This is a genomic window from Cryobacterium sp. TMT4-10 (genome assembly GCF_004403275.1).
Lineage (GTDB): Bacteria > Actinomycetota > Actinomycetes > Actinomycetales > Microbacteriaceae > Cryobacterium > Cryobacterium shii.
Genome location: NZ_SOGU01000042.1, coordinates 1 through 23398 on the forward strand (window position 1 = coordinate 1; position 23398 = coordinate 23398).

Genomic DNA, 23398 nt, shown 5'->3' on the forward strand with positions numbered 1-23398 from the left:
CTGGGTAAATTTCCGACGTGATGCGGTCATGCTGATCTCTACTTTCAGTAGTCCCTCATTTTAAGAGGGCCCACTGTCCGAGAACTCCGCGGCAGGTCAGACGGCGCTCTTGTTAAAGCTCCGGAGGGACTTTGAGTGATTCAGTTCTGGAGTCTTGAGCAGGATGGCTATGGAAATGGGTGGTTCGTCGAGATCGATCAACCGCTACGTCGCCCGCGAAATATACCGCGTCCTGCAAAACCCACGGCCCGGCCTGCTAACCAACGACCTGGCCTGCTAACCAACGACCTGCGTCCACGGCGCCTCGCATTGCACCTCACCCAGACCGCAGTAGCACTCGAGCTGAGCGCCTGGCCCAAAGCCATCTCGCGGATTGAACGCGGCGCCACCCAAGATCGAGTCCTTTCTGAGCGCTACCGCACATGGCTCAGTGAACAACCGAAAGTCAGCGCTTGACAACAATAGGAGCATCAAATTCCGTATCGGAGCGGGAATCGGNTATCGGAGCGGGAATCGGCGACGCTCAGCTCGCGGGCGGCGAGCCACTCGTCCAACCGGGCGGCCGGCAGGGGCCGCGACATGTGGAAGCCCTGCGCCTCATCGCAGCCGTAGCCGCGGAGCATCTCGTAGGCGAGCGCATCCTCGACTCCCTCCGCGACCAGGCTCAGGCCGAGGCTGTGTCCCAGGTGGATGATGGACGCCACCAGCGCCGCGGCCCGGTCGTCGCCGGCCATCCGCATGATGAAGGACTTGTCGAGCTTGAGTTCGTCGATCGGCAGGTCCCTGAGGTAGGCGAGGGAGCTGTACCCGGTGCCGAAATCGTCCACGGCGATACGGATGCCGCTGGCCTGCAGCCGTTCCAGCACATCCCTGGCCCGGTCCCGGTCGGCCATCAGGAAGTCCTCGGTGATCTCGAGCATCAGGTCCGAGTGCGAGAGTCCCCGCAGCGAGAGCATGGCGTCGATCCGTTCGGGAAAATCCGCCTCGATCAGGGAACTGGGCGACATGTTGACGGCGACGGTCAGCGGCGTGCCCTGCGCCCGCCAGGCGCCGGCCTGGTCCAGCGCCGTGCAGAGCACGATTCGAGTCAGCTCGCGCATCAGCCCGGCTTCCTCGGCCAGGGTCAGGAACGCGTCGGGGGCCAGGAGCCCCCGACTAGGGTGCTGCCACCGCACGAGGGCCTCCACGCCGAGCACCTCGCCGGAGCCCAGCGCGATCTTGGGCTGGTAGTGCAGCACCAGCTGGTCATGGGTCAACGCCAGGCGCAGCTCCTCCAGCAGCCGAAGCCGGGCGTCGCCGTGACTGTCGTCGGCTCCGTTGAAGACGTGGTGTCCGCTGCGCGCGGACTTGGCCTTGTACATGGCCATGTCGGCCTTGCGTAGCAGCGCCTTGAGGTCATCGCCCTGGTCGGGGAACAGGGCGATGCCGATGCTGACCTTGGTCTCCAGCGCGATGCCCTCGAGCGTGAACGGCTCGGCCAGCACCTGGTCCAGCTGCCGGGCCACGGCCACGGCGCTCTCCTGGTCGGCTCCGTCGAGCAGCACCGCGAACTCGTCCCCGCCCAGCCGAGCGAGCAGGTCGCCGGCCCGCAGCCGCCGACTCAGCCGAGACCCCACCTGCACCAGCAGCAGGTCGCCGACGTCGTGCCCGAGGCTGTCGTTGACCTCCTTGAACCGGTCCAGGTCGAGCAGCAGCAGCGCGCACGGCCGGCTGGTGCCCGGCGCGAGGCGGACGAGGGCTTCGGCTCGGAGGGCCCGCCGGTTCGGCAGCCCGGTCAGGTCGTCCGTGCTGGCCTGGCGCCGCAGGTCGGCCATCCGTCCGATCTGGCGGGACGCCAGCTGGGTGCGGACCGCACCGAGCACCAGGGTCACCGCGGCAAGGATCACGGCCGGCGGCGAGATGGGCACCTGGGTGCCGAGGACTAGGACCCCCATACCCGCCACCGTGGCCAGCCCGGGAACCAGGAGCGTCCACGCGCCGGTCAGCGGGCGACTGGGCCGGGAGCCGGGACGCGCGAGGTCGCCCGCCCAGACCGCGATCAGCGCCATCCCGAGCGCCCAGCCCGCATCCGTGGGCGTGCCGACCCGATAGGTGTCACCGGCCACCTCGAACGCGTAGGACACGTCGGTCGCCGTGAAGGCGAGCAGCCCGAGTACGAAGAGGGACCAGCGGCCGCCGACGTCGAGCCCTCGTACCGCCGCGATGCCGGTGATCACCGAGATGAGCAGCAGGTCGAGCAGCGGGTACCCGGCCGCGATCGCGGAGGCCAGGGACATCGGCCCGGTCACGGCGGACTCGATGATCGGGTTGAGCCCCACGGCGAGAACGGATGCCGCGCCGAGCGATCCGATGGCGCCGTCGACCAGGACCGACCGCGGCAGTTCCCCGCGCTGGCGGTGCGCCAGCACGGCCAGCCCGGCCAGGATCAGTGGGTAGAACAGCAGGTAACCGATGTCCGCCAACGACGGGAACGGCAGCGCATCCGAGCCGAGCGCCACGAAGTAGCTGTAGCCGACCGCGAAAGCGGTGACGCCCGCCGCAACCAGCGCCAGCTGCAGCCGACCGGTGTCGGCGCGGAGCACGGCCGCCCAGCACACCAGCGCGGGCAGCCACTGCGTCGAAGTGCCCAGCCAGCCATTGACCAGGGGGCTGAACCCGGAGCCCTGCAGGAGCAGACCGGCCAAGTAGGCGGCCAGGAGCAGCCACATGAAGCGGATCAGCCAGGAAGCCGGCCGGGGCCGATGGCCGTCGGGCCGGTCGGAGCCGGGAGCGTTCACGTGTATCGCTCCCCCCGCTTGCCGTTGTCTTCACGCTAGCGGAGGCCGCCGGAGGGCCAGAGCCACGGGCGTCGTGCGGCACACCCCAGAACGGGGGTGGGCGGCTGGGATCAGCCCGCGGGTTCGGCGGCGGGGCTGAGTGTCCGCCGCCGGGCCGGGGCGCCCACTGCGGCGTCCGCTTCGCGGTCGGTGAGCCATCGATCGAGCTGGTCCGGGGGAACCGGCCTCGACATGAAGTACCCCTGGCCCTCGTCACAGCCGTAGCCGGCCAGGACCGCGAAGGCCTCCCCGTCTTCGATCCCCTCCGCCACCATCGTCAGGCCCAGGCTGTGGGCCAGGACCACGGTCGAGGAGACCAGGGCCGAGGCGCGGGCATCCGTCGTCATCGGGGTCACGAACGACCGGTCCAGCTTGAGCTGGTCGATGGGCAGGTCGCGCAGATAGGCGAGGGAGCTGTAACCGGTGCCGAAATCATCGACGGCGATCCGGATGCCCTGGCTCCGCACCCGGGTCAGGATGTCGTGGGCTCGGCCTCGGTCCGACATCAGGAAATCCTCGGTGACCTCCACCTGCAGCGCCGAAGCCGGCAGGCCGCGCGTTCGGAGCATCTCCCCGATCCGTTCGGGCAGGCTCTCGTCGACCAGCGAGCTGGCCGAGAAGTTGACGGCCACGGACAGGGGCTTTCCGCTCCGGTGCCAGCGTGCCGCCTGGTTCAGCGCCTCGGCCAGCACCACCTGGGTCAGGTCGTGCATGAGGCCGGATTCCTCGACCACGGCCAGGAAGGCATCCGGATAGAGCAGCCCGCGGGTGGGGTGCTGCCACCGCACGAGCGCCTCGACCCCCCGCACGGCACCGCTCTGCAGGTCGATCTTCGGTTGGTAGTGCAACACGAACTCGTCGTCGACCAGCGCGCTGCGCAGCTCCTCCAGGGTGCGCAGCCGCTTGTCCCCGTGACTGTCGTCGATGGGGCGGTAGACGTGGTGTCCCGTGCGGGAGGACTTGGCCTTGTACATCGCCATGTCCGCCTTGCGCAGCAGCACCGTGAGGTCGGCACCCTGCTGCGGGAACAGGGCGATGCCGACGCTGGCGGTGGTCGTCAGGGCGATCCCGGCCAGGGTGAACGGTACCGCGAGCGCGTCCCGCAGGGTGACGGCGACCACCTCCGCCTCGGCCTCGCCCGCCCCGTCGAGCAGGATCGCGAATTCGTCGCCGCCGAGCCGGGCCAGCAGGTCTCCGGCGCCCGCCAGTTGCGCCAGCCGCGCGCTGACCTGTAGGAGGAGCCGGTCCCCGGCGTCGTGGCCGAGACTGTCGTTGACCTCCTTGAACCGGTCCAGGTCCAGCAGGAGCAGGGCGCGGCGGCCCCCGTCCTCCAAGAGCCCGGGGACATCCGCGTAGAGTGCCCGCCGGTTCAGCAGGCCGGTCAGTTCGTCGGTGCGGGTCTGCGCGAGCAGGTTCACCGTGCGCCGCAGCTCGCCGAACGCGACAATGGTGCGAATCGACGCTCCGACGAGGGCCAGGCTGGCCAGCACCACCGCGGTGACGGGCACCCGCACCTGGCTGGCCAGCACCAGCACCGCGATGCCGCACACAGTGGCCATCGAGGGCACCACCATCGCCCACGCACCGCGAACCGGAGGGGCCGCCTCCGCCCGGGACGCCGTCGACCCGCGCAGCCAGACTGCCACGAGCAGGAGGCCGACGGTCCAGCCCAGGTCCAGCGGGGTGCCGATCACGTAGCCGGGGCCGGTGGCCCGGAAGGCGAACAGGCAGTCGGCGACCGTGAAGATCAGCAGGCCGAGGATCAGCTGGTTCCAGTTGCGGCCGACGCTCAGGCCGTGCGCCGCGGCGATGCCCGTGACCACGGCCACCATGGTCAGGTCCCAGGACGGGTAGGCCACCGCCAGCAGCGCCTCCGGCGACGGCGCGCCGCTCCCGGCGGCCAGGATCGGGCCGACGACGACCGACAGCACGGCGGCCGCGCCGAAGACCCCGACGGCGCTGTCGAGCGTCACCAGCCAGGAGAGAGTGCGCAGCTGCCGGTAGACCAGCACGAAGAGCGCCGCCAGGATCAGGGGGTTGAACACCAGATGGCCCACGTCTGCCCCCGACGGGAACGGATGCGGAGCGGCGGCATCCGTTGTCAGCAGGTAGGTGGCGTGACCGGCGGCGAAGGCGGTCACGGCCGTGGCCACCAGCGGCTCGAGGACGCGCCCGGAACCGGCCCGTCGCACCTCCACCCAGCAGAGCACGACCGCCGCCCACTGGGCGAGCACGTTCAACCAGCCGCTGACCGCGCTCGGCGGGCCGAAGCCGGTGAGCAGAGACGCGACGGCCGCGCCGGCCACCAGCGTCCACGCCAGCCAGAGCAGGAGGGTGGCAGGGCCGCGGGGGCGGATCGGCGCCGTCAGCGCGCGCACTCCAAGCATCCCCACTCGATCGCCTCCCCCTCGTGTTGGTCAGAATATCGGCGGGCACCACCCGATGGAGGGGGCGGCGGCCGGTTGCCCCGCGCTGCGGGCACCCCAGTTAGGGGCACGCCGGCTCGGGGTTTCGCTATTCGCCCGGGTACCGCAGCCCGATCTGCGCGCGCACCAGGTCGAGCGTCTCCATGATCGCCACCGCCTCTTCGACCGGCATGATGTCGCTCGAGATCTTGCCGGCCCGGATCAGCTGCTCGGCCTCGGCCGCCTGGTAGTGCATGCCGCGCCCGGTGATCTCGGCGGTGAAGGTCTCGACGACCTCGTTGGCGCTGTTGAGCACCCGGAAGTCCGTGGGCGCGTACCAGGTTCGGTCGATGTCGATGCGGCCTCGCGTGCCGAGGATGGTGGCCGTGTTCGGGCCGGCCGTGTCGCTGGCCGACAGGGTCTGGGCGATCTGCCCGCCCGCGTAGCGGAAGATCGTGGCCACCTGCGCGTCGGCGCCGGTCGCCTTGAAGGTCGCGCTCGCGAGCACGGTCTCGGGGCGTCCGAACAGTTCGGAGGCGAACGTGATCGGGTAGATGCCGAGGTCGAGGAGCGCCCCGCCGCCCAGGTGCAGGGCGTTCAGCCGGTGCGCCGGGTCGTCCGGCAGGTCCTGGGTGTGGTCGGCGATCAGGGAGCGAACGTTGCCGAGGGTTCCCTCGGCGAGGATCTCACGGATCCTCACCATGTGCGGCAGGAAACGGGTCCACATGCCCTCCAGCACCAGCAGCCCCAGCCGCGCACCGAGGTCGGCGATCTCGCGCGCCTCGGCCCCGTTCAGGGTGATCGGCTTCTCGATCAGCACGTGCTTGCCGGCGTTCAGGGCGAGCCTGGCGTTCTCGGCGTGGAACGGGTGCGGGGTCGAGATGTAGATAATGTCGACATCCGGGTCGGCGGCCAGAGCCTCGTAGCTCGGGTGGGCCGTGGGGATGCCGAACTCCGCCGCGAAGGCGTCGGCCGAGGCCTGCGAGCGAGATCCGACCGCCTGCACCGTGAAGCCGTTCAGGACGAGGTCGTTCGTGAAGGAGTGGGCGATCCCGCCCGTGGCCAGGATTCCCCAGCGGATTGAGTCGGTCATGGAACGAGCCTAGCGAGTGCGCGGCGCGAGCGGGCCTGCCGGGCTGCTGGTCAGGCGCGCGGGTCAGGCCTGGGCTGGCCGGCGGGTCAGGCCTGGGCTGGCCGGCCGGCCGGGGCGACGGATGGCGGCGCTCACCAGATAGGTCCAGCCGAGGATGCCGGCCAGGCACAGCCGTTCCGCGAGGCCCAGCAGCTCCGGGACGAACGCGGTGGTCACCCCCAGCGCCAGCAGCCCGGCGGCGGCCAGGGCGGCGAGGCTCACGGCCGCCGGGACGGCCCGGTGCACGTCGCTGCCGCGCATCCAGACCGTCAGCACGGTGACCGCGGCCAGGGCAGCCAGGAACCCCGACCCGGCCACACCCAGGTGCGCGAGGCCGGTGGGAGTGTGGGTGCGCACAACCAGGTCGCCGGGTGCGGGGACATCCGTGGGCAGGGCGGCGAGGATCGCGGAGCACGCTCCCCCCATGAGCAACAGCAGCAGACCGGTGCGCCGCGTGCGGGAGGCGGGACCGACCGAGCCGATGGCGAGGACCGCGGCCCCGGTCGTGACCGCTCGGCCGAGGAAGTTGAGGTTCATCAGCCAGCCGTACGGGCCGACCGCGAGATTGCTCTCGGCGTCGCGGATCGGGCTGTAGTGCGGCGGTAGCAGCTGCAGCACGACGTCCACCAGGACATAGGCCGCCACGCCGAGCATGGCCGCCAGGGCGAACCGCCGGCCGGCCGCCGCGGACCGCATCCCCGGCGTCGAAACCGCATCCTCCCCCGCTGTGCCCGCACCCGCCCCTGCACCCGCCCGCGAGACCACCACAGCGTGCCCCTAACGAATTCGACGGAGATTTTGCCCACATCGGGCTCAAAACCCTGAAAACAACAGTTTTACAGCAGAATCTCCGTCGAATTCGTTCAACGGCGGGCCGGGGTTGTGGCCGGGCGACGACCAACGCGGAGGGTCCGGGTGACCGAGGGCGGAGAGTTTACGTGGAGCCGCCTATCAGAATCGAACTGATGACCTTCTCATTACGAGTGAGACGCTCTACCGACTGAGCTAAGGCGGCGTGACGCACGATTTCCCCTTGCGGAGACGCTCGGTGACACAGCAACTAAGCTTAGCTGGTCTGGCGGGTCATCTCGCACAGCTGCGCGAAGGATGCCGTCACATGCTCGGCCAACGGCCGCGCCGGTTCCTCCTCGGCCCAGCAGCGCCAAGCGTGGCGGAGCGCCGCCACCGTGACCAGCGTGAAGAGGAGGGCCTTCTGCTGCAGCTCGGCCGACTCGGCACCGAGCTCGGGGTGGTCGGTGACGAAGCGCCGGCCGATGATCTCCTGCAGCCGGCCCTCGAAGGTGCGCAGGGTGGCCATCCGCATGCCGAACAGGTAAGGGTTCTCCTTCATCACCGTGCGGCGCAGTTGGTGGATCTCGCGGTCGCCCTCCGTGCTGCGCAGGCTGTCGGAGAGCAATACGGCCAGCTGGGCCAGGATGTCCTCGCTCGGCCCAGCGTGCACGAAGGCCTCGATCTCCGGCTCCGACGCCAGGTCGAGTTCGTCGCCGACCAGCGCGGCATCCTTGGACGCGAAGTAGTTGAAGAACGTGCGCGGCGAGATGTCGGCGACCCGGCTGATGTCCTCGACGGTCACCTTCTCCAGGCCCCGGTCACAGGACAGGGTCAGGACCGCCCGCTGGATGGCACGCCTGGTCGCCAGCCGCTTCCGCTCGCGCAGGCCGGGTTCATCGTTATGCACCGACATGGCTCAATTCTTACACGGTGCGCAAATCTGCAGCCGGATGCCCGGCCCGTCCGACCGGGCCGGGTCCGGCTGGGCCTGGCCTGGCCTGGGTCAGCACATCGGGTCGCTCGCGGGCACCGCGCCCTTCAGCAGGTAGTCGTCGACGGCCGTGTTCACGCAGGCGTTCGACTTGTTGTAGGCGGTGTGCCCCTCACCCGTGTAGGTGACGAGGGCGCCGCTGTCGAGCTGGTCGGCGAGGCTCTGGGCCCAGACGTACGGGGTTGCCGGGTCGTTCGTGGTGCCGACGACCAGGATCGGGGCGGCCCCTTCGGCCTTGATCTGGCTGCGTTCCCCGGTGAACTTGTACGGCCAGTTCGCGCAGCCGATATCGCCGAAGGTCATGTACTTGCCGATCGTCGGCGCGGCGGCCTCGATCTCGGCGGCCTGGGCACGCATCAGCGCAGGGTCCGCGTTGTAGCTGTAGTCGACGCAGTTGATGGCCATGAAGGCCTCGGTGGAATTGTCGAGGTATTTGCCGTCGGCGGAGCGGCCGTTGTAGCCGTCCGCGAATTGGAAGGCCACGTCGGCGTCCCCGTTCAGCACGCTGGTGAACATCTCGCTCAGGTTGGGCCACGCCGTGGCCTGGTAGAGCGGGTAGATGATCGCCGTGAGCAGCGTGTTCGCGCCGAGCTGGCGGCCATCCGTGGCTGTGATCGGACTCACGTCGACCGAGGCGAGCAGCGCCCCGATGGTGGCCATGGCGTCGTCGACGGAGCCGTCGAAGGGACAGTTCTCCCCCGCCAGGCAGTCGGCCAGGTAGGACCGCAGCGCGTTTTCGAAGCCGGTGGCCTGCACCCGGGTGACGTCGGCGTTGGTGGTGGAGGGGTCCAGCGCGCCGTCGAGGGCGAGCCTGCCCACCTTGCCGGGATACAGTTCGGCGTAGGTCGCGCCGAGGAAGGTGCCGTAGGAGTAGCCGAGGAAGTTGAGTTTCTTGTCTCCGAGGACGGCGCGCAGCAGGTCGAGGTCGTGCGCTGCGCTGACGCTGTCGACGTGGCCGAGCAGGGCGCCGGTGTTCTTCTGGCAGGCGTCGCCGAAGTCGGCGGCCGCCACCGTGAGCTCCTGGATCCAGGCGTCCGAGCCGCGGGCCGCGACGGGGAGTCCGTAGAGGTACTCGTCCATCTGGGCGGGCTCGTAGCAGGTGACGCTCGAGGAGCGGCCGACGCCGCGGGGGTCGAACCCGACGACGTCGAAACCGGCCTGCAGCTTCGCATCCGTCGCGTAGTCGAGGGACTCTTTCGCGAAGTCGTACCCGGATCCGCCGGGGCCGCCGGGGTTGACGAGCAGGGAGCCGACCCGGGTGCCCGTGGCCGGATGCCGCACCAGCGCCAGGTCCACCTTCTCGGTGCCGGGGTCGGTCCAGTCGAGCGGCGCCGAGGCCGTGGTGCACTGCAGGCCGTCGCCGCAGTCCTTCCACTTCAGCACCTGGCTGTAGAACGGTTTGAGGGCGGCGCTGACCTTCTCACCCGTCGGGGCGGACGTCGTCGGCGCCTGCTGCGGCAGGAACAACGGCACGCAGCCGGTCAGGCCGAGCGCGAGCACCAGCGCAGCCACCGTGGTGCGGGCCAGCACCGTCTTTCCAGCCAGCACCGGGGCGGTGCGCAAACGGGTTCGTCTGGTCAACGGGTTCCTCTTCCGTGGTGCCTGGTGCGTGGGCGATGTCATCGGCGGATCGCCGAGACAAGCATTGCCTCGAGGGCAAGGGCCGGCGCCACATTCGATTCGATTCTCTGCCGGGCCTGGGCGATCGCATCCAGTGTCGCCAGCGTCGCGGGGGGCGCGCAGGCGGCGCTCGCGGCCCGCACCTCAGAGAGCAGCTCGCGGTTGATCACGCTGGCCTCGCGACCCAGCTGCACCATGATCACGTCGCGGTAGAGCGAGGTCAGGTCCACCAGGATGCGGTCGATCCCGTCGCGGAGGCTGCGGGTGGCCCGCCGCTTCTGGTCGTCTTCGAGGGCCTTGATCTGGCTGCGCAGCCCGGGCGGCACGGACTGGCCGGGCTCCACGCCCAGCGATCGCAGCACGCCCTCGCGTTCGGCGGCGTCACGCTCGAGGGTGATCGCCTTCGCGTCGTCGCCGGCGATGGCCAGCAGCCGGGCAGCGCCGTTCACGGCCGCGGACACGCCACGGATGCCGAGGGCCGCCCTAAGGGTCTCCTCACGCCGGGCGCGCGCCTCGGGGTTCGTCGCCAGGCGCCGCGCCATGCCGATGTGGCTCTGCGCCTCGCGCGCGGCCCGCTCGGCGGTGGCCGGATCGACGCCGTCGCGGGCGACGAGCAGGCCGGCGACGTCGTCGATGCTCGGCACGCGCAGCCGCACCGAGCGCACGCGGGACCGGATGGTGGGCAGCAGGTCGGCTTCGCTCGGGGCGCAGAGGATCCACACGGTGCGCTCCGGCGGCTCTTCGAGCGCCTTGAGCAGCACGTTCGAGGTGCGTTCGACCATGCGGTCGGCGTCTTCGACCACGATCACCCGGTACCGGCCCACCGAGGGCGAATACTGCGAGCGCTTCACGGCTTCCTTGACCGATTCCATCTTGATGATGACGCCCTCGGTCGACAGGACGATCAGGTCGGGATGCGTGCGCGCGTCGACGAGGCGCCGCGTGGTCTCCTGGCCGTCTTCCGTGCCCGGGCTCAGCAGCGCGGTAGCGAACGCGAAGGCGAGATTCGAGCGGCCGGATCCGGGCGGGCCGGTGATCAGCCAGGCGTGCGTCATGGCCGACGGCGCCGCCGAGCGCGCCTCATCGCCGGCCGGCCCTTCGGCCGCCGCGCGGAAGATGGCGATCGCATCCGCCTGACCCGTCAGATCGTCCCAGACTCGCATCGAACCAGAGTACCTTCCGCCGGTGACAGAGGGCTTGGAACTCGTGCTGAGGCGTGGTCAGCCGAGCGAGCGCCCAGCGAAGCGCCCAGCGAAGCGCCGTGTCCGGTGCCGAACCAATTCGACGGAGATTTTGCCGAAAACGGCCGGTTTAGGGCCCAAAACAGTGTGTACGGGCAAAATCTCCGTCGAATTCGTTAGGGGCGGGGGTTTCTGCGGCGGCGCCGGCCTGGGAGTGACTCATGCCCGCGACTGCGGAAGGTCAGAGCAGTGCGGCGACGCGCTCACGGATGACGGCGGCGATCTCCGCGACCGGCAGCGCGGCATCCACGACCAGGAAACGCTCCGGCTCGGCCGCAGCCAGCCCGAGGAACGCGGCGCGCACCCGGCGGTGGAAGTCGCTCTTCTCGGCCTCCAGCCGGTCGAACCGCTTGTTATCGGCGTCGAGCCGCCCGCGGGCGACGTCCTCGTCGAGGTCGAGCAGGATGGTGAGCTCGGGCAGCAGACCCTCCGCCGCCCAGAGCGACAGTTCGCGGATCTCGTCCGCACCCAGCACCCGCCCGGCACCCTGGTAGGCGACGGATGAGTCGAGGTAGCGGTCCTGGATCACCACTTCGCCGCGGGCGAGCGCCGGGCGCACCGCGGTCGCGATGTGCTGCGCGCGGTCGGCCGCGTAGAGCAGCGCTTCCGCGCGGGGGGACACCTCGCCGCGGTGATGCAGCACGATCTCGCGGATCAGGACGCCGACCGGCGTGCCGCCGGGCTCGCGGGTGCGCAGGACGGTGCGTCCGCCCTGCTCGAGCCAGTCGGTGAGGAGTTGCGACTGGGTCGTCTTGCCTGACCCGTCGCCGCCCTCGACCGTGATGAACAGCCCGGTCACGACTGCGCGGATGCCTGGTTCGCGGCGGCCTTGGCGGCCGCGGTGGCCGCCCGGGTCGCTGCGGCCTTCGCTGCGGTCGCCGCCTTCTGGGCGGGGGTCCTGACCACTGCGGTGCGGGCCGTCCCGACCTTCGCGGCACTGGTCTTCGCCGCCCCGGTCTTCGTGCCCGGAGCCCTCCGCACGGTGGTGGTGGCCCCCGACGCCGTCGTCGTCTTCACGGCGGCCTTCTTGGCTGGCGCCTTTTTCACGGCCGCCTTCTTGGCCGGGGCCTTCTTCGCCGGCGCCTTCTTGGCCGCGGCCTTCTTCACGACCGGTCCCTTGGCACGCTTGTCGGCCAGCAGCTGTACGGCGCGGTCGAAGTCGACCTCCTCCACCGTTTCGGCCTTGGGGATGGTCGCGTTGGTGACGCCGTCGGTGACGTAGGCGCCGAACCGGCCGTCCTTGATCTTGATGGCCTTGCCGCTCTCGGGGTCGGGCGCCTCGAACTCTTTGAGGGCGCTCGACGCCCGCCGTGCGCCGTACTTGGGCTGGGCGTAGAGCTCGACCGCGCCGGCCAGGTCGATCTCGAAGATCTGGTCCTCGCTGGTCAGCGAACGGGTGTCGACGCCCTTCTTCAGGTAGGGGCCGAACTTGCCGTTCTGCGCCGTGATCTCGGAACCCGATTCCGGGTCGACGCCCACCGTGCGCGGCAGGGCGAGCAGGTGCAGAGCGGTGTCGAGGTCGATCGTGGCCAGGTCCATGGTCTTGAACAGCGACGCCGTGCGCGGTTTCACGGCGGCGACCTTCTTAACCGCGGCCTTGCGCTTGGGCTTAGCGGCAGCACCAGCGGCGGCGGCAGCCGTGGTTGTCGCGGCGGCCTCGGCGGCCTCGGCGGCAACCGAATCGGATAGCAGCGTCACCTCGCCGGTCACCGGGTCGATGGTCTCGCCCGGCTCGACGACCTCGGCGACCGGCTCCAGCTCGGTGACATAGGGACCGAACCGGCCGTCCTTCGCCACGATGCTCTTGCCGTTCTCCGGGTTCACGCCGATCACGCGGTCGGTGATGACCGGCGCGTCGATGAGTTCACGGGCCTTCGCCGGGGTCAGTTCGTCGGGCGCGAGGTCCGGCGGGATGTTGACGCGGCGCGGCGGCGCATCCGGGGACGCCTCGGGGTCGATGACCTCGAGGTAGGGACCGTATTTGCCGATGCGCAGGGTGATGTCATCGCCGATGGGCATCGAGTTGATCGAGCGGGCGTCGATCTCGCCGAGGTTGTCGATGACCTGGCGCAGGCCGCGGTGCTTCTCGGAGCCGAAGTAGAAGCTGGTCAGCCAGTCGACCCGGTCGGCCTTGCCGTCGGCGATGCGGTCGAGGTCGTCTTCCATCTCGGCGGTGAAGTCGTATTCGACCAGGTCGGAGAAGTACTCCTCGAGCAGGCGCACGACGGAGAACGCGATCCAGTTGGGCACCAGGGACTGGCCGCGCGGGGTGACGTAGCCGCGCTCGGTGATCGTGGAGATGATCGATGCGTACGTCGACGGGCGGCCGATGCCGAGCTCTTCGAGCTTCTTGACCAGGCTGGCCTCGGTGTAGCGGGCGGCCGGGGTGGTCTCGTGGCCCTTGGCCTCCACCTCGAGCAGGGTCAACTTCTGGCCCTCTTCGAGCGGCGGCAGCTTCGACTCGGTCGCGTCGGTGGGCGCGTTGCGCTCCTCGTCGCGGGATTCCTCGTAGGCCAGCATGAAGCCGCGGAAGGTGATCACGGTTCCGCTGGCGGAGAACTCGGCGAGCGCTCCGGATGCCGCGGGGTGCGCGGCGGGACCGGTCGGGCCGGCCGCGATGGTGACCGACGCGGTCGAACCGGTCGCATCCGCCATCTGCGAGGCGACGGTGCGCTTCCAGATCAGGTCGTACAGCTTGAAGTCGTTGCCGCGCAGGGTGGACGCGAGCGAGGGCGGGGTGCGGAAGGTGTCGCCGGACGGGCGGATCGCCTCGTGCGCCTCCTGTGCGTTCTTGCTCTTGCCCTTGTACAGGCGGGGCTTGTCGGGCACGGTTTCCGCGCCGTAGAGCGCCGACGCCTGGGTGCGTGCGGCCGTGATCGCCTGCTGCGAGAGCGACGGCGAGTCGGTACGCATGTAGGTGATGTACCCGTTTTCGTAGAGCGACTGGGCCACGCTCATGGTCTGCCGGGCGGTGAAGCGCAGCTTGCGGGCGGCCTCCTGCTGCAGGGTCGAGGTCGTGAACGGCGCGGCCGGGCTGCGCCGGTACGGCTTGGAGGCCACCTTCGTCACGGTCAGCGCGACGGACGGCTCCTTGAGGGCGTCGGCGAGAGCGAGGGCGGATGCCTCGTCGAGCGTGACCGCGGACACCTTCGGCTTGAGCTGGCCGAGGTCGTCGAAGTCGCCGCCGGACGCGATGCGCTCACCGTTGAGGCGGACGAGCTTGGACTGGAACGCGGCATCCGTCGCCGACGTGCCAGGGGCGAGCTGGGCGATCAGGTCCCAGTAGCCGGCCGACACGAACGCCAGGCGTTCGCGTTCGCGCTCGACGACGAGGCGGGTGGCCGCGGACTGCACCCGGCCGGCGGACAGGCCGGGGCCCACCTTGCGCCAGAGCACGGGCGAGATCTCGTAGCCGTAGATGCGGTCGAGGATGCGCCGGGTCTCCTGGGCGTCGACGAGGGCGGTGTCGAGGTCGCGGGTGTTGTCCTTGGCCTGGAGGATCGCTTCCTTGGTGATCTCGTGGAAGACCATGCGCTTCACGGGGACCTTGGGCTGCAGCACCTGCAGCAGGTGCCAGGCGATGGCCTCGCCTTCGCGGTCCTCATCAGTTGCGAGCAGGAGTTCGTCGGCGTTCTTCATGGCCCGCTTGAGCTCGGCCACGGTCTTCTTCTTCGCGTCGGACACCACGTAGTACGGCTCGAAGCCGTTGTCCACATCGACCGAGAATTTGCCGAGGGGACCCTTTTTGAGTTCCGGCGGGAGGTTTTTGGGCTCAATCAAGTCGCGGATGTGGCCGACCGAGGACAAAACCTCGTAGCCGTCGCCCAGATAGGCGGCGATCGACTTCATTTTCGTCGGCGATTCGACAATGACCAGCTTCTTAGTGCCTGGCACCAGACTCCTCTTTATAGGTACGGGTCCAAGGATGGGCCAAGGCACACCATACACACTGCACCGGAGTCCCTGCCAACTCGTGCCGGACCGCCACCGGCATTGGGGGTTGCCAGGCAGGCGCTCGCGGAGACAATAGAAACATGGCTACAACAGCAACGGGCACGTACACCGCGAAGCTCACGGACGGCCCCCTCGAAGGCAAAACCGTCACCACCGAGTTCCTCGAATCCGGTGATCCACGGCCGCGACTCGAAATCCCGGCCGACTCCGGCAAGAAGCGGTATCTGTACATGCGCGGCGCCGGCCTCGAATTCGGCTCATCCGAGTTTCCGGAGCGCCCCACCGCCGTCGACTACCGTTTCATCGAGGCCGTTTTCGACTGATCCGGCGCGACTGAACCGACGCGACTGACCCGGCTCGACAGATCCGGCCAGTAGGTCTGACCCGCCTGACCTTCCCGCCCCGCCGACCGCGCAGGTCAACCGGGCGGCGGTCCCGCGCGTGACCGTGCACCCAGGTCGAGGCCGAGGTAGCCGCGCCCGATGCTGACCGAGGCGATCAGCCCCTCGACCGAGCACGCGGTGACGGATGCCCCGTTGAGCCTGGCCGCCTCGGCTGCGGCCTCGCAGGGCACCCCGGCCACGGCGCCCGAGGCCGTGTCGGCGGCGGCCAGCGCCGCGGCATCCGCGGACCCCTGCACCGCCCGCCCGACCGCCAGCACGGCGAACAGCGGAACGACCACCGCCGTCACCAGGAGCACCGCGCCGATCACCCCGACCGCGAGCACCGTGCCGGACCCCCGTTCGCCGCGCCCTGACCGCGTGCGCGGAAACTGAGCCCGGCACATCCAGGTGCGGAACCGGCGCATCCGGGTCCATCGAAACAGGGTCCGCCGCATCAGAGCCCCCCGGCGAGCGCGCAGGACCCGGCCGTCAGGGTCAGCCCGAAGGCTGCGAAGGGCGAGAAGGCGCTCGGCACGCTGAGCCGCACGCAGACGAATTCGCCGCGCCGCTCCGACGTCAGCGAGGTGCCCGGCACGGCCCGGTCGACGAGCCCCGCGGCCCGGTCGGTGCTGTCCCCGCGGGCGAGGGACCGGGCGGCGCCGGCCGCGGCATCCGTCAACCGCACCTGCTGGCCGACGACCTGCACGGCCCCCAGGCAGCAGGCCAGCACGAGCAGCACGGCCGGCACGACGGTCGCGAATTCGGCGGTGACGCTGCCACGCTCCCCGGTGTGCCGCGGCACCGGTCGGCTACCCCACGGTGAGGGCATTGCGCACCAGGTCGGTGAGGATGCCGCGCACCTCGTCGCCGCGCAGAATCACGATCAGCAGGCCGGCGAAGCCGACCGCGGCCATGGTCGCGACCGCGTATTCGGCCGTCGCCGCCCCGGTCTCGTCGCGCCGGCGCGGCCACGCCCGCATTAGGCGGGAGCGCCGGCCCGAGGAGCCGGCGTTCGAGGCCCAGCGCGACGTGCCGGCCGGGTCGAGTGTGCCCGCGGGAACGGTGGGACCGGTGGGGGTGGGACCGGTGCTGGTTGGATCGGTGCTGGGCATGCGTTCGTCTCCTTCTCGCGTCGGGCGACGCGGTGTGTGGCGGCACGAGTGCACCCAGACTCTCCCGGCACGGGTCGGCCCGATCGCCGGGGCGGAAATCGGTGCGATCCGTCAGAAGACCAGGACTGTGGAGGACAGGACGGTCACCAGCAGCGGCACGACCCCGATCAGCATGAAGGCGGGCAGCACGCAGACTCCGAGCGGGATCATCAGCGTGACGCCGAGGGTGGCGGCCCTGCGCTGGCCGTCACTGCGGGCGTCCCGGCGCAGCTGCTCGGCTTCACTGCGCAGCAGCTCGGCGGCCGGGACCCCTGCCCGCTGCGACAGGGCGAGCACCTGCTCGATGGCGGCCACCGAGTGCCCGCGGCGCAGCGCGAACCGCTCGGCAGCCGCGTCGACCAGGCCCCGGGCCCGGTCGATCGAGCCGCCGCCGGTCATGGCGATCGCGGTCAGTTCGAGTTCGAGACCCGGGGTCTGGTCGCGCGCCCGGGCCCCCCGGACGAGCCACCGGTTCCAGCGGTCGGCCGCCAGCATCAGCGCCGCCCCGCCCGCCAGGCAGACCCAGCCCGGCACGGTGAGGAACAGCGTGCGCAGCGTGTCGAAGCCCAGCAGGCTGCCGAGCAGGACGCCGACTACGGGCAGGAACGCCACCATCCGCGCCGTGGCGCTCGGCCCGGCGAGGGCGACCTGGAGGTCGGTGTGCAGTTGTCCGAGCTCCCGGAAGGATCCCGCGAGCTGGCGCAGGCAGGCCGCCAGCGGCGCCCCGGCCTGGGTGGCCACCTGCCACGCCGCCGCCAGCCCGAGCCAGGCCTCGCCGACCGGACCGCCGAGCAGGCCGGCCTCCGCGGCGACGGCATCCGCGATGCTCTCGCCCCGGCGCCCGGCGGCGGCCGCCGCACGGATGATCGGCGCGGGCTGGGCGGGCGAAGTCGTCAATTCGCGCCGGGCCGTCGATGCGCCTCGAGCCGTCGATGCGGGCGCCCCCGGCGGGGCCTCGGGGCCTCCGCTCGCAGAGGTCACGTCGAGATATTCCCAGGCGGAGGCCGGCGAGACGCCCGCGGCCAGCAGCACCGCAAGGCGCTGGGTCACCTGTGCGACCTGCTCCATCGCCGGTTCGGGTGTCCGGCGCCACCGTCTCACGGCGGGTCCCGCGGCAGTGTGTCCTTCGGCGTCGGGTCCCGCGGCAGCGCCGGGTCCCTTGGCTTTGTGTCCCTCGGCAGCGCATCCGTCGGGGCTGCGGCGGCCCGCCTGCCGTGGCCCCTGGTCGCGGCGCCCTGGCCCCGCTCCTCTCGCTCGACCGGCACGGTCACCAGCCGGTGGCCGTCGAGCGCGAACCGGGCCGGGGGCGCGAGCCGGCGCAGGCCGTCGCGGCGCTCCAGGTGCAGCACCAGCCCGATCGCGCTCACGGCCTGGCGGGCCACCGCTTCGGGGCTCATCCCGGCGAGCGCGCCGAGCGCCTCCAGCCGGGCCGGGATGTCCCGCACCGAATTCGCGTGCAGGGTTCCCGCGCCGCCGTCGTGGCCGGTGTTCAGGGCCGCCAGCAGTTCCCGGATTTCGCCGCCGCGGCATTCGCCGAGCACGAGCCGGTCGGGGCGCATCCGTAACGCCTCACGCAGGAGGCTGTCCAACCCGATCCGCCCGGCCCCCTCGAGGTTCGCCTGGCGCGACTCGAGCGCGACGACGTGCGGGTGGTCGATGCGCAGTTCGGCGACGTCCTCGATCACGACGATGCGTTCGCCCGGCGGCGCCTCCCCCAGCAGGGCCGCGAGCAGGGTGGTCTTGCCGCTGCCGGCCGCGCCCGTGATCAACAGATTCTCCCGGTGGTGCACCGCGGCCCGGAGCCGCTGGACGAGACTAACGGCCTCCTCACCCGGCCCGAACAGGCCGGCCTGCGCGAGCGCGGCGAGACTCGGTCGCGCGGCCCGGGGCAGCCGGATCGAGAGCAGGGTGCCGGTGCTCGACGCCGGCGGCAGAACCGCATGAACCCGGATGCCGTCGGAGAGCCTGACGTCGACGCAGGGGCTGGCCTCGTCGATGTGGCGCCCGCCGAGGGCGATCAGACGCACCGCCAGCTCGCGCACCTGCGTCTCGGGGCAGGCCCAGCCCGGCTCGCGCACGAGGCCGTGACCGGCGTCGACCCACAGCCCGGCTTCGCCGTTGACGAACAGGTCGGTGACCTGCCGGGCGGCGGCGAACCGGGCGAGCGGGCCGAGCCCGGAGACATCGAGGGCGGGCTGGTCTGGGGCGGGCGCGTCTGGGGACGGCGTGTCGCGCGCCGCGCCCTCGAGTGTCGGCCCGGCAGGAGCCGCGCCCTGAGCGGCGTAGGACGGCACGGCGATGAACGGAGACGGCATGCGTCGACGGTAGGCCCGGCGGCGGCGCTGTGCGGTCAGGCCCGTGCACCTGAGAGAAACGAGGCGACCCGCGCCCTGGGGAGGAGCCCCGGTCGGAATCCACCGGGTGAAAACCGCCGGTTAAAAAAAGGGGGGCGGCACCTATTGGGGGGAACAGGTGCCGCCTCGGCAGTGCGTTGATTGGGGGGAACCAAACACACCGCAGGTCTAAACTTTCGTTCGGACGTGTCCCAATGTACAAGGGGAATTACAGATGCGCAAGTCCTTTGTGTCCTCATAAATGAGGACACGGATCCATGCGGCCTGATGGGCCCACAATTAGGGGTGTTACCGCAGCGAAATTTGCCCTCAATGTCATCGAAATCATGACGCCGGGCCGTGGTGTAGCTTGAAGAGGACGCCAGTGCTGGCGCCAGGGGAAAATTGAGGGGTTCAATGAAGAACATCGATACGGACTTACAACCCGAGGCGAATGCGGCTCCCGCAGCCGTCGTCAGCGGTCCCGCTTCATTCGCAGATCCAGCAGCGCTCGGTCTGGGCGCATTCGCCCTGACAACGTTCGTACTCAGCACCGTGAACGCCGGTCTTCTTCCGGCAACGGTTGAACCGATCGTGTTCAGCCTGGCTCTCTTCTACGGCGGCATCGCACAGTTCGCGGCCGGAATGTGGGAATTCGCCAAGGGCAACACCTTCGGCGCGACAGCCTTCACCTCGTTCGGCGCCTTCTGGATGTCGTTCTGGTACCTGGCTACAGCGACCGATTTGTCCGCCGCCGGCGCGGACGCCGGCAAGGGAGTGGGCGTCTGGCTGTTCGCCTGGGCGATCTTCTCCTTATATATGACCATCGCGGCACGCAAGACCAGCATGGCCGTCTTCCTGGTTTTCGTTGTTCTGACCGTCACCTTCTTCTGCCTCTCCATCGGCGCGTATTCCGGCGTCGTCGCTTTCACCCGGGTCGGGGGCTGGCTGGGACTGATCACGGCGCTGCTCGCCTGGTACGCCTCGTTCGCGGTCGTGGCAAATTCCACGTTCAAGCGAAACATGCTGCCCGTAGGACCGGCAGCGTAAGACCACACCCGGCTGCCGCAGGCGCCGAGTTACCCCACGCCACGGCGGGGACAGTTCGGCGCCGGGAATGGCCGCAACGCCCCGATTCGCGGGGCACCGCACGAGCCGGTCCTGGCCTCCACCGGGCCGGCCGTCGAACCGAAACCACGCATCGCAAAGGAGCGACATCCGCATGAGTGTAAAGATCGACAACCTTCTCCACGAAACCCGTAGATTCCCGCCGACGCCGGAATTCGCGGCCCAGGCCATCGCAACTCCCGCGCTGTATCAGGACGCCGCGGACGACCGTTTGAAGTTCTGGGCTGACCAGGCCCGCGAACTCCTGGACTGGAAGAAGCCGTTCACGAAGACGCTCGACTGGACGAACCCGCCCTTCGCCAAGTGGTTCGAAGACGGCGAATTGAACGTGGCCTGGAACTGCCTCGACCGGCACGTGCTGGCCGGCAACGGCGACCGGGTGGCCCTGCACTTCGAAGGCGAGCCGGGCGACTCCCGGGACATCACGTACGCCGAGCTCACCGCCGAGGTGAAGCGGGCTGCGAATGTGCTGACGAAACTCGGCGTGAACGCCGGCGACCGGGTAGCCATCTACCTGCCGATGATCCCCGAAGCCGTGATCGCGATGCTGGCCGTGGCCCGCATCGGTGCCGTGCACTCCGTGATCTTCGGCGGATTCAGCGCCGAGAGCCTCCGCTCGCGCATCGACGACGCCAATGCGGTGCTCGTGATCACCGCCGACGGCGGCTACCGCAAGGGCAAGGCCTCCGCGCTCAAGCCGGCCGTCGACGCGGCCCTGGAGAGCGGCGAGACCACCGTGCGCAACGTGCTCGTCGTCAAGCGCACCGAAGGCTTCGTGGAGTGGTTCGACCGCGACCTCTGGTGGCACGACGAGCTCGCCTCGGTCGACGCGGAGCACGAGGCCGAGGGCTTCCCCGCCGAGAACCCGCTGTTCATCCTCTACACGTCGGGCACCACGGGCAAGCCCAAGGGCATCCTGCACACCACCGGCGGCTACCTGACCCAGACGGCCTTCACCCACAAGAACGTGTTCGACCTGCACCCCGAGACGGATGTCTACTGGTGCACCGCCGACGTCGGCTGGATCACCGGCCACAGCTACGTGGTCTACGGCCCGCTCGCCAACGGGGCCACCCAGGTGCTCTTCGAGGGCACTCCGGACACCCCGCACCCGGGCCGCTGGTGGGAGATCATCGAGAAGTACAAGGTGAGCATCCTCTACACGGCGCCCACCGCCATCCGTACGTTCATGAAGCTCGGCCGTCAGATTCCGCAGGGCTTCGACCTGACGAGCCTGCGCCTGCTGGGGTCGGTGGGCGAGCCCATCAACCCGGAGGCCTGGATGTGGTACCGGGAGGTCATCGGCGGCAACGTCGCGCCGATCGTGGACACCTGGTGGCAGACCGAGACCGGGGCGATCATGATCTCCGCCCTGCCCGGCGTGACGACCACGAAGCCGGGTTCGGCGCAGTGCCCGATCCCCGGTGTGGTGATCGACGTGCTCGATGACGAGGGCAACCACGTCGGCCGCGACAACGGTGGCCTGCTCGTGGTCACCGAACCGTGGCCGTCGATGCTGCGCGGCATCTGGGGCGACCCGGAGCGGTTCAAGGAGACCTACTGGGAGAAGTTCGGTTCGGAGAACCCGCGTTACTTCGCGGGCGACGGCGCCCGCCTCGACCGCGACGGTGAGATCTGGCTGCTCGGCCGGGTCGACGACGTGATGAACGTGTCGGGGCACCGCCTGTCGACGGCCGAGATCGAGTCGTCGCTGGTGGCGCACCCGATGACGGCCGAAGCGGCCGTGGTCGGAGCGCACGATGACACGACCGGCCAGGCCGTGGTGGCCTTCGTCATCATCAAGTACAGCCACCTGGAGGAGTCCTCGCACGCGGACCTTCAGGCCGTGCTGCGGGCGCACGTGGCCCAGCAGATCGGTGCGATCGCGCGCCCCCGCCAGATCTTCATCGTGAACGAGCTGCCGAAGACGCGCTCGGGCAAGATCATCCGGCGTCTGCTGCAGGATGTCGCGGAGGGCCGCGAGGTCGGCGACACGACCACGCTGGCCGACACCTCCGTGATGACGGCCATCATGTCCACCCTGAAGTAGGGCCGGGTCTCCCCCGCCTCCGCTTCCGCTTCCGCTTCACTGCTCCGCTCCTAACCAATTCGACGGAGATTTTCGCGAAAACCAGCCCACAGCATCCGTTTGGGCCTGTTTAAGTGAGAATCTCCGTCGAATTCGTTCGCGGAGGAAACACTCAACCGCCGCGCCTAGCGTGGTGGGCGATGACTGACCCTCGCCCAGCCCCGCCCGGCCGCCTGCTCGCCCTCGACGCTCTCCGCGGGGTCGCGGCGCTGATCGTGCTGGTGCACCACGTGTCGATGACCGTGCCGGCGATCTCCGCGGCCTACGAGTCCAGCGACGGCGTTGCCCTCTGGTCGGTGGGCTGGTGGACGACGCTGTCCCCGCTCAAGATCCTGTTCGCGGGGCCCGAGTTCGTGCTCGTCTTCTTCGTGCTGAGCGGATTCGTGCTCGTGCTGTCGCCCCTGGCGGCCACGGCCTACAACTGGCGCTCCTACTTTCCGCGCCGGATCATCCGGCTCGCGGTTCCGGTCGTGGTGTCCGTCGCCCTGGCCGCCGCCTGGATCGCCCTCGTCCCCCGCACCGGTGGCGATGCCGGCGGGGCCTGGCTGGCCCGGCAGGACGATCCGAACGTCGGCCTCGCCAATCTGCTGAGCGAGGCCAGCGTCATCGGCTCGACCAACCGGCCCGATGTCAACCCGCCCCTGTGGTCGCTGGCCTGGGAGATGTGGTTTTCGCTGCTGCTCCCGGCCGGGGTGCTGCTGGCCGCGGCCACCCGGCGGTGGACCCCGATCTGGGCAGCGGTCCTGATCGCGGTCTCGGGGTTCGGCTACGTCGAGCACATCGAGCCGCTGATGTATCTCCCGGCGTTCGCGCTCGGCACGCTGCTCGCGGCGAACGTCGACGCTCTACGCGCCCGCGGCGCCGCACTGACCGCGCATCGCTGGGGCACCGTCGCCTGGGTCGGCCTGACCGCGCTCGGGCCGCTCCTGCTGATCGCGCACTGGCTCGTGCGGCCGCTGGTTTCCGGTCCGTGGGGAGACCTGACCCTCGCCCTGCGCGTACCGGGTGCCGTGCTGATCGTCGCCGTCGTCGCCCTGTGGCCGCCGCTGCAGAGGCCGCTGACCGTTCGCCCCCTGGTCTGGCTGGGGTCAATCAGCTTCAGCCTGTACCTCGTGCACTTCCCGATCGTGGTCGCCTTCGGGAACATCTTCGGCCCGTCCCGGTGGTGGCTGGCCGCCCTGGTCTCGGTGCCGCTCAGCCTTCTGCTGGCCCAGCTGATGTACCGGTGGGTCGAGCTCCCGTCGCAGCGGTTCGCTTCCTGGGCCGGGCGGGCGGCGGCGCATCCGTCACGCCCGGCGCGCCTGACCCGCGCCGCCCGCGTGACCCGCGCAGCCCGCGTGACCCGCGCAGCCCGCTCCGCGCA

The 23398-nt window shown here is 70.1% G+C and carries 18 protein-coding genes and 1 tRNA gene; 4 read left to right on the top strand and 15 right to left on the bottom strand.

From position 1 onward, the window contains the following. Window positions 1–470: 470 nt before the first annotated feature. The 10 genes from E3T42_RS06475 to topA form a co-directional block, all read right to left on the bottom strand. A complete protein-coding gene (locus E3T42_RS06475; protein ID WP_134402686.1) occupies window positions 471–2777 on the bottom strand; it encodes a bifunctional diguanylate cyclase/phosphodiesterase in 2307 nt (768 codons plus the stop codon). Window positions 2778–2887: 110 nt separating this feature from the next. Further along, window positions 2888–5203 (bottom strand): bifunctional diguanylate cyclase/phosphodiesterase, encoded by a 2316-nt coding sequence (locus E3T42_RS06480; RefSeq protein WP_241975887.1) that lies wholly within the window; start codon window positions 5201–5203, stop codon window positions 2888–2890. A 127-nt stretch (window positions 5204–5330) separates the two neighbouring features. Beyond that, complete coding sequence (locus E3T42_RS06485) at window positions 5331–6314, bottom strand: Gfo/Idh/MocA family protein (RefSeq protein ID WP_134365430.1); 984 nt, start codon at window positions 6312–6314, stop codon at window positions 5331–5333. A 63-nt stretch (window positions 6315–6377) separates the two neighbouring features. Beyond that, window positions 6378–7049: a DUF998 domain-containing protein gene (locus tag E3T42_RS06490; protein WP_134365431.1), complete on the bottom strand. Its 672-nt coding sequence runs from the start codon at window positions 7047–7049 to the stop codon at window positions 6378–6380. 243 nt (window positions 7050–7292) lie between these two features. Further along, a tRNA-Thr gene (locus E3T42_RS06500) sits at window positions 7293–7368 on the bottom strand. A gap of 51 nt (window positions 7369–7419) precedes the next feature. Then, window positions 7420–8058 (bottom strand): TetR/AcrR family transcriptional regulator, encoded by a 639-nt coding sequence (locus E3T42_RS06505; RefSeq protein ID WP_134365432.1) that lies wholly within the window; start codon window positions 8056–8058, stop codon window positions 7420–7422. Between the two features lie 90 nt (window positions 8059–8148). Then, window positions 8149–9759, bottom strand: a complete 1611-nt coding sequence (locus E3T42_RS06510) for an alpha/beta hydrolase (protein ID WP_134402687.1) — start codon at window positions 9757–9759, stop codon at window positions 8149–8151. Then, window positions 9756–10919 carry a DNA polymerase III subunit delta' gene (locus E3T42_RS06515; protein ID WP_134365434.1) on the bottom strand — a complete coding sequence of 388 codons (1164 nt, stop codon included), beginning with the start codon at window positions 10917–10919 and terminating at the stop codon, window positions 9756–9758. The genes E3T42_RS06510 and E3T42_RS06515 overlap by 4 nt, the downstream gene beginning before the upstream one ends. A 259-nt stretch (window positions 10920–11178) precedes the next feature. Next, window positions 11179–11796, bottom strand: a complete 618-nt coding sequence (tmk, locus tag E3T42_RS06520) for a dTMP kinase (RefSeq protein WP_241975882.1) — start codon at window positions 11794–11796, stop codon at window positions 11179–11181. Further along, window positions 11793–14891 (bottom strand): type I DNA topoisomerase, encoded by a 3099-nt coding sequence (topA, locus tag E3T42_RS06525; protein ID WP_134402688.1) that lies wholly within the window; start codon window positions 14889–14891, stop codon window positions 11793–11795. Before topA ends, tmk begins: the two co-directional genes overlap by 4 nt. A 140-nt stretch (window positions 14892–15031) precedes the next feature. Here topA and E3T42_RS06530 point away from each other — a divergent pair, with 140 nt between their 5' ends. Next, the gene (locus E3T42_RS06530; protein WP_134365437.1) at window positions 15032–15274 is read left to right on the top strand and encodes a hypothetical protein; all 243 of its coding nucleotides are present in this window, start codon (window positions 15032–15034) and stop codon (window positions 15272–15274) included. Window positions 15275–15369: 95 nt separating this feature from the next. On the opposite strand, the gene E3T42_RS06535 is transcribed toward E3T42_RS06530, so the two are convergent. The 5 genes from E3T42_RS06535 to E3T42_RS06555 form a co-directional block, all read right to left on the bottom strand. Beyond that, window positions 15370–15789, bottom strand: a complete 420-nt coding sequence (locus tag E3T42_RS06535; protein ID WP_241975883.1) for an Rv3654c family TadE-like protein — start codon at window positions 15787–15789, stop codon at window positions 15370–15372. Then, window positions 15789–16136, bottom strand: a complete 348-nt coding sequence (locus E3T42_RS06540; RefSeq protein WP_241975884.1) for a TadE family type IV pilus minor pilin — start codon at window positions 16134–16136, stop codon at window positions 15789–15791. The genes E3T42_RS06535 and E3T42_RS06540 overlap by 1 nt, the downstream gene beginning before the upstream one ends. A 7-nt stretch (window positions 16137–16143) precedes the next feature. Beyond that, entirely contained in the window at window positions 16144–16314 is a 171-nt protein-coding gene (locus tag E3T42_RS17590; protein ID WP_134402693.1) for a DUF4244 domain-containing protein, read from the bottom strand. A gap of 243 nt (window positions 16315–16557) precedes the next feature. Then, window positions 16558–17535 carry a type II secretion system F family protein gene (locus tag E3T42_RS06550; RefSeq protein WP_241975886.1) on the bottom strand — a complete coding sequence of 326 codons (978 nt, stop codon included), beginning with the start codon at window positions 17533–17535 and terminating at the stop codon, window positions 16558–16560. Between the two features lie 47 nt (window positions 17536–17582). Then, complete coding sequence (locus tag E3T42_RS06555) at window positions 17583–18800, bottom strand: TadA family conjugal transfer-associated ATPase (protein WP_134402691.1); 1218 nt, start codon at window positions 18798–18800, stop codon at window positions 17583–17585. A 435-nt stretch (window positions 18801–19235) separates the two neighbouring features. Between E3T42_RS06555 and E3T42_RS06560 the strand changes: the two genes are divergently transcribed. From E3T42_RS06560 to E3T42_RS06570, 3 genes are all read left to right on the top strand, one after another. After that, window positions 19236–19868, top strand: a complete 633-nt coding sequence (locus E3T42_RS06560; RefSeq protein WP_134366074.1) for an acetate uptake transporter family protein — start codon at window positions 19236–19238, stop codon at window positions 19866–19868. A gap of 172 nt (window positions 19869–20040) precedes the next feature. Continuing rightward, the gene (gene acs / locus E3T42_RS06565; RefSeq protein WP_134366075.1) at window positions 20041–21996 is read left to right on the top strand and encodes an acetate--CoA ligase; all 1956 of its coding nucleotides are present in this window, start codon (window positions 20041–20043) and stop codon (window positions 21994–21996) included. A gap of 179 nt (window positions 21997–22175) precedes the next feature. Further along, window positions 22176–23398: acyltransferase (locus E3T42_RS06570; protein ID WP_134402692.1), on the top strand; the 1223-nt coding region annotated here is incomplete at its 3' end.

Excerpts from the sequence above, each read along its gene's own strand:
- E3T42_RS06480 (WP_241975887.1), bottom strand. The coding sequence starts at position 5,203 with ATGCTTGGAGTGCGCGCGCTGACGGCGCCGATCCGCCCCCGCGGCCCT.
- E3T42_RS06485 (WP_134365430.1), bottom strand. The coding sequence starts at position 6,314 with ATGACCGACTCAATCCGCTGGGGAATCCTGGCCACGGGCGGGATCGCC.
- E3T42_RS06490 (WP_134365431.1), bottom strand. The coding sequence starts at position 7,049 with ATGCGGTCCGCGGCGGCCGGCCGGCGGTTCGCCCTGGCGGCCATGCTC.
- E3T42_RS06505 (WP_134365432.1), bottom strand. The coding sequence starts at position 8,058 with ATGTCGGTGCATAACGATGAACCCGGCCTGCGCGAGCGGAAGCGGCTG.
- E3T42_RS06510 (WP_134402687.1), bottom strand. The coding sequence starts at position 9,759 with ATGACATCGCCCACGCACCAGGCACCACGGAAGAGGAACCCGTTGACC.
- E3T42_RS06515 (WP_134365434.1), bottom strand. The coding sequence starts at position 10,919 with ATGCGAGTCTGGGACGATCTGACGGGTCAGGCGGATGCGATCGCCATC.
- E3T42_RS06530 (WP_134365437.1), top strand. The coding sequence starts at position 15,032 with ATGGCTACAACAGCAACGGGCACGTACACCGCGAAGCTCACGGACGGC.
- E3T42_RS06535 (WP_241975883.1), bottom strand. The coding sequence starts at position 15,789 with ATGCGGCGGACCCTGTTTCGATGGACCCGGATGCGCCGGTTCCGCACC.
- E3T42_RS17590 (WP_134402693.1), bottom strand. The coding sequence starts at position 16,314 with ATGCGGGCGTGGCCGCGCCGGCGCGACGAGACCGGGGCGGCGACGGCC.
- E3T42_RS06555 (WP_134402691.1), bottom strand. The coding sequence starts at position 18,800 with ATGCCGTCTCCGTTCATCGCCGTGCCGTCCTACGCCGCTCAGGGCGCG.
- E3T42_RS06560 (WP_134366074.1), top strand. The coding sequence starts at position 19,236 with ATGAAGAACATCGATACGGACTTACAACCCGAGGCGAATGCGGCTCCC.
- acs (WP_134366075.1), top strand. The coding sequence starts at position 20,041 with ATGAGTGTAAAGATCGACAACCTTCTCCACGAAACCCGTAGATTCCCG.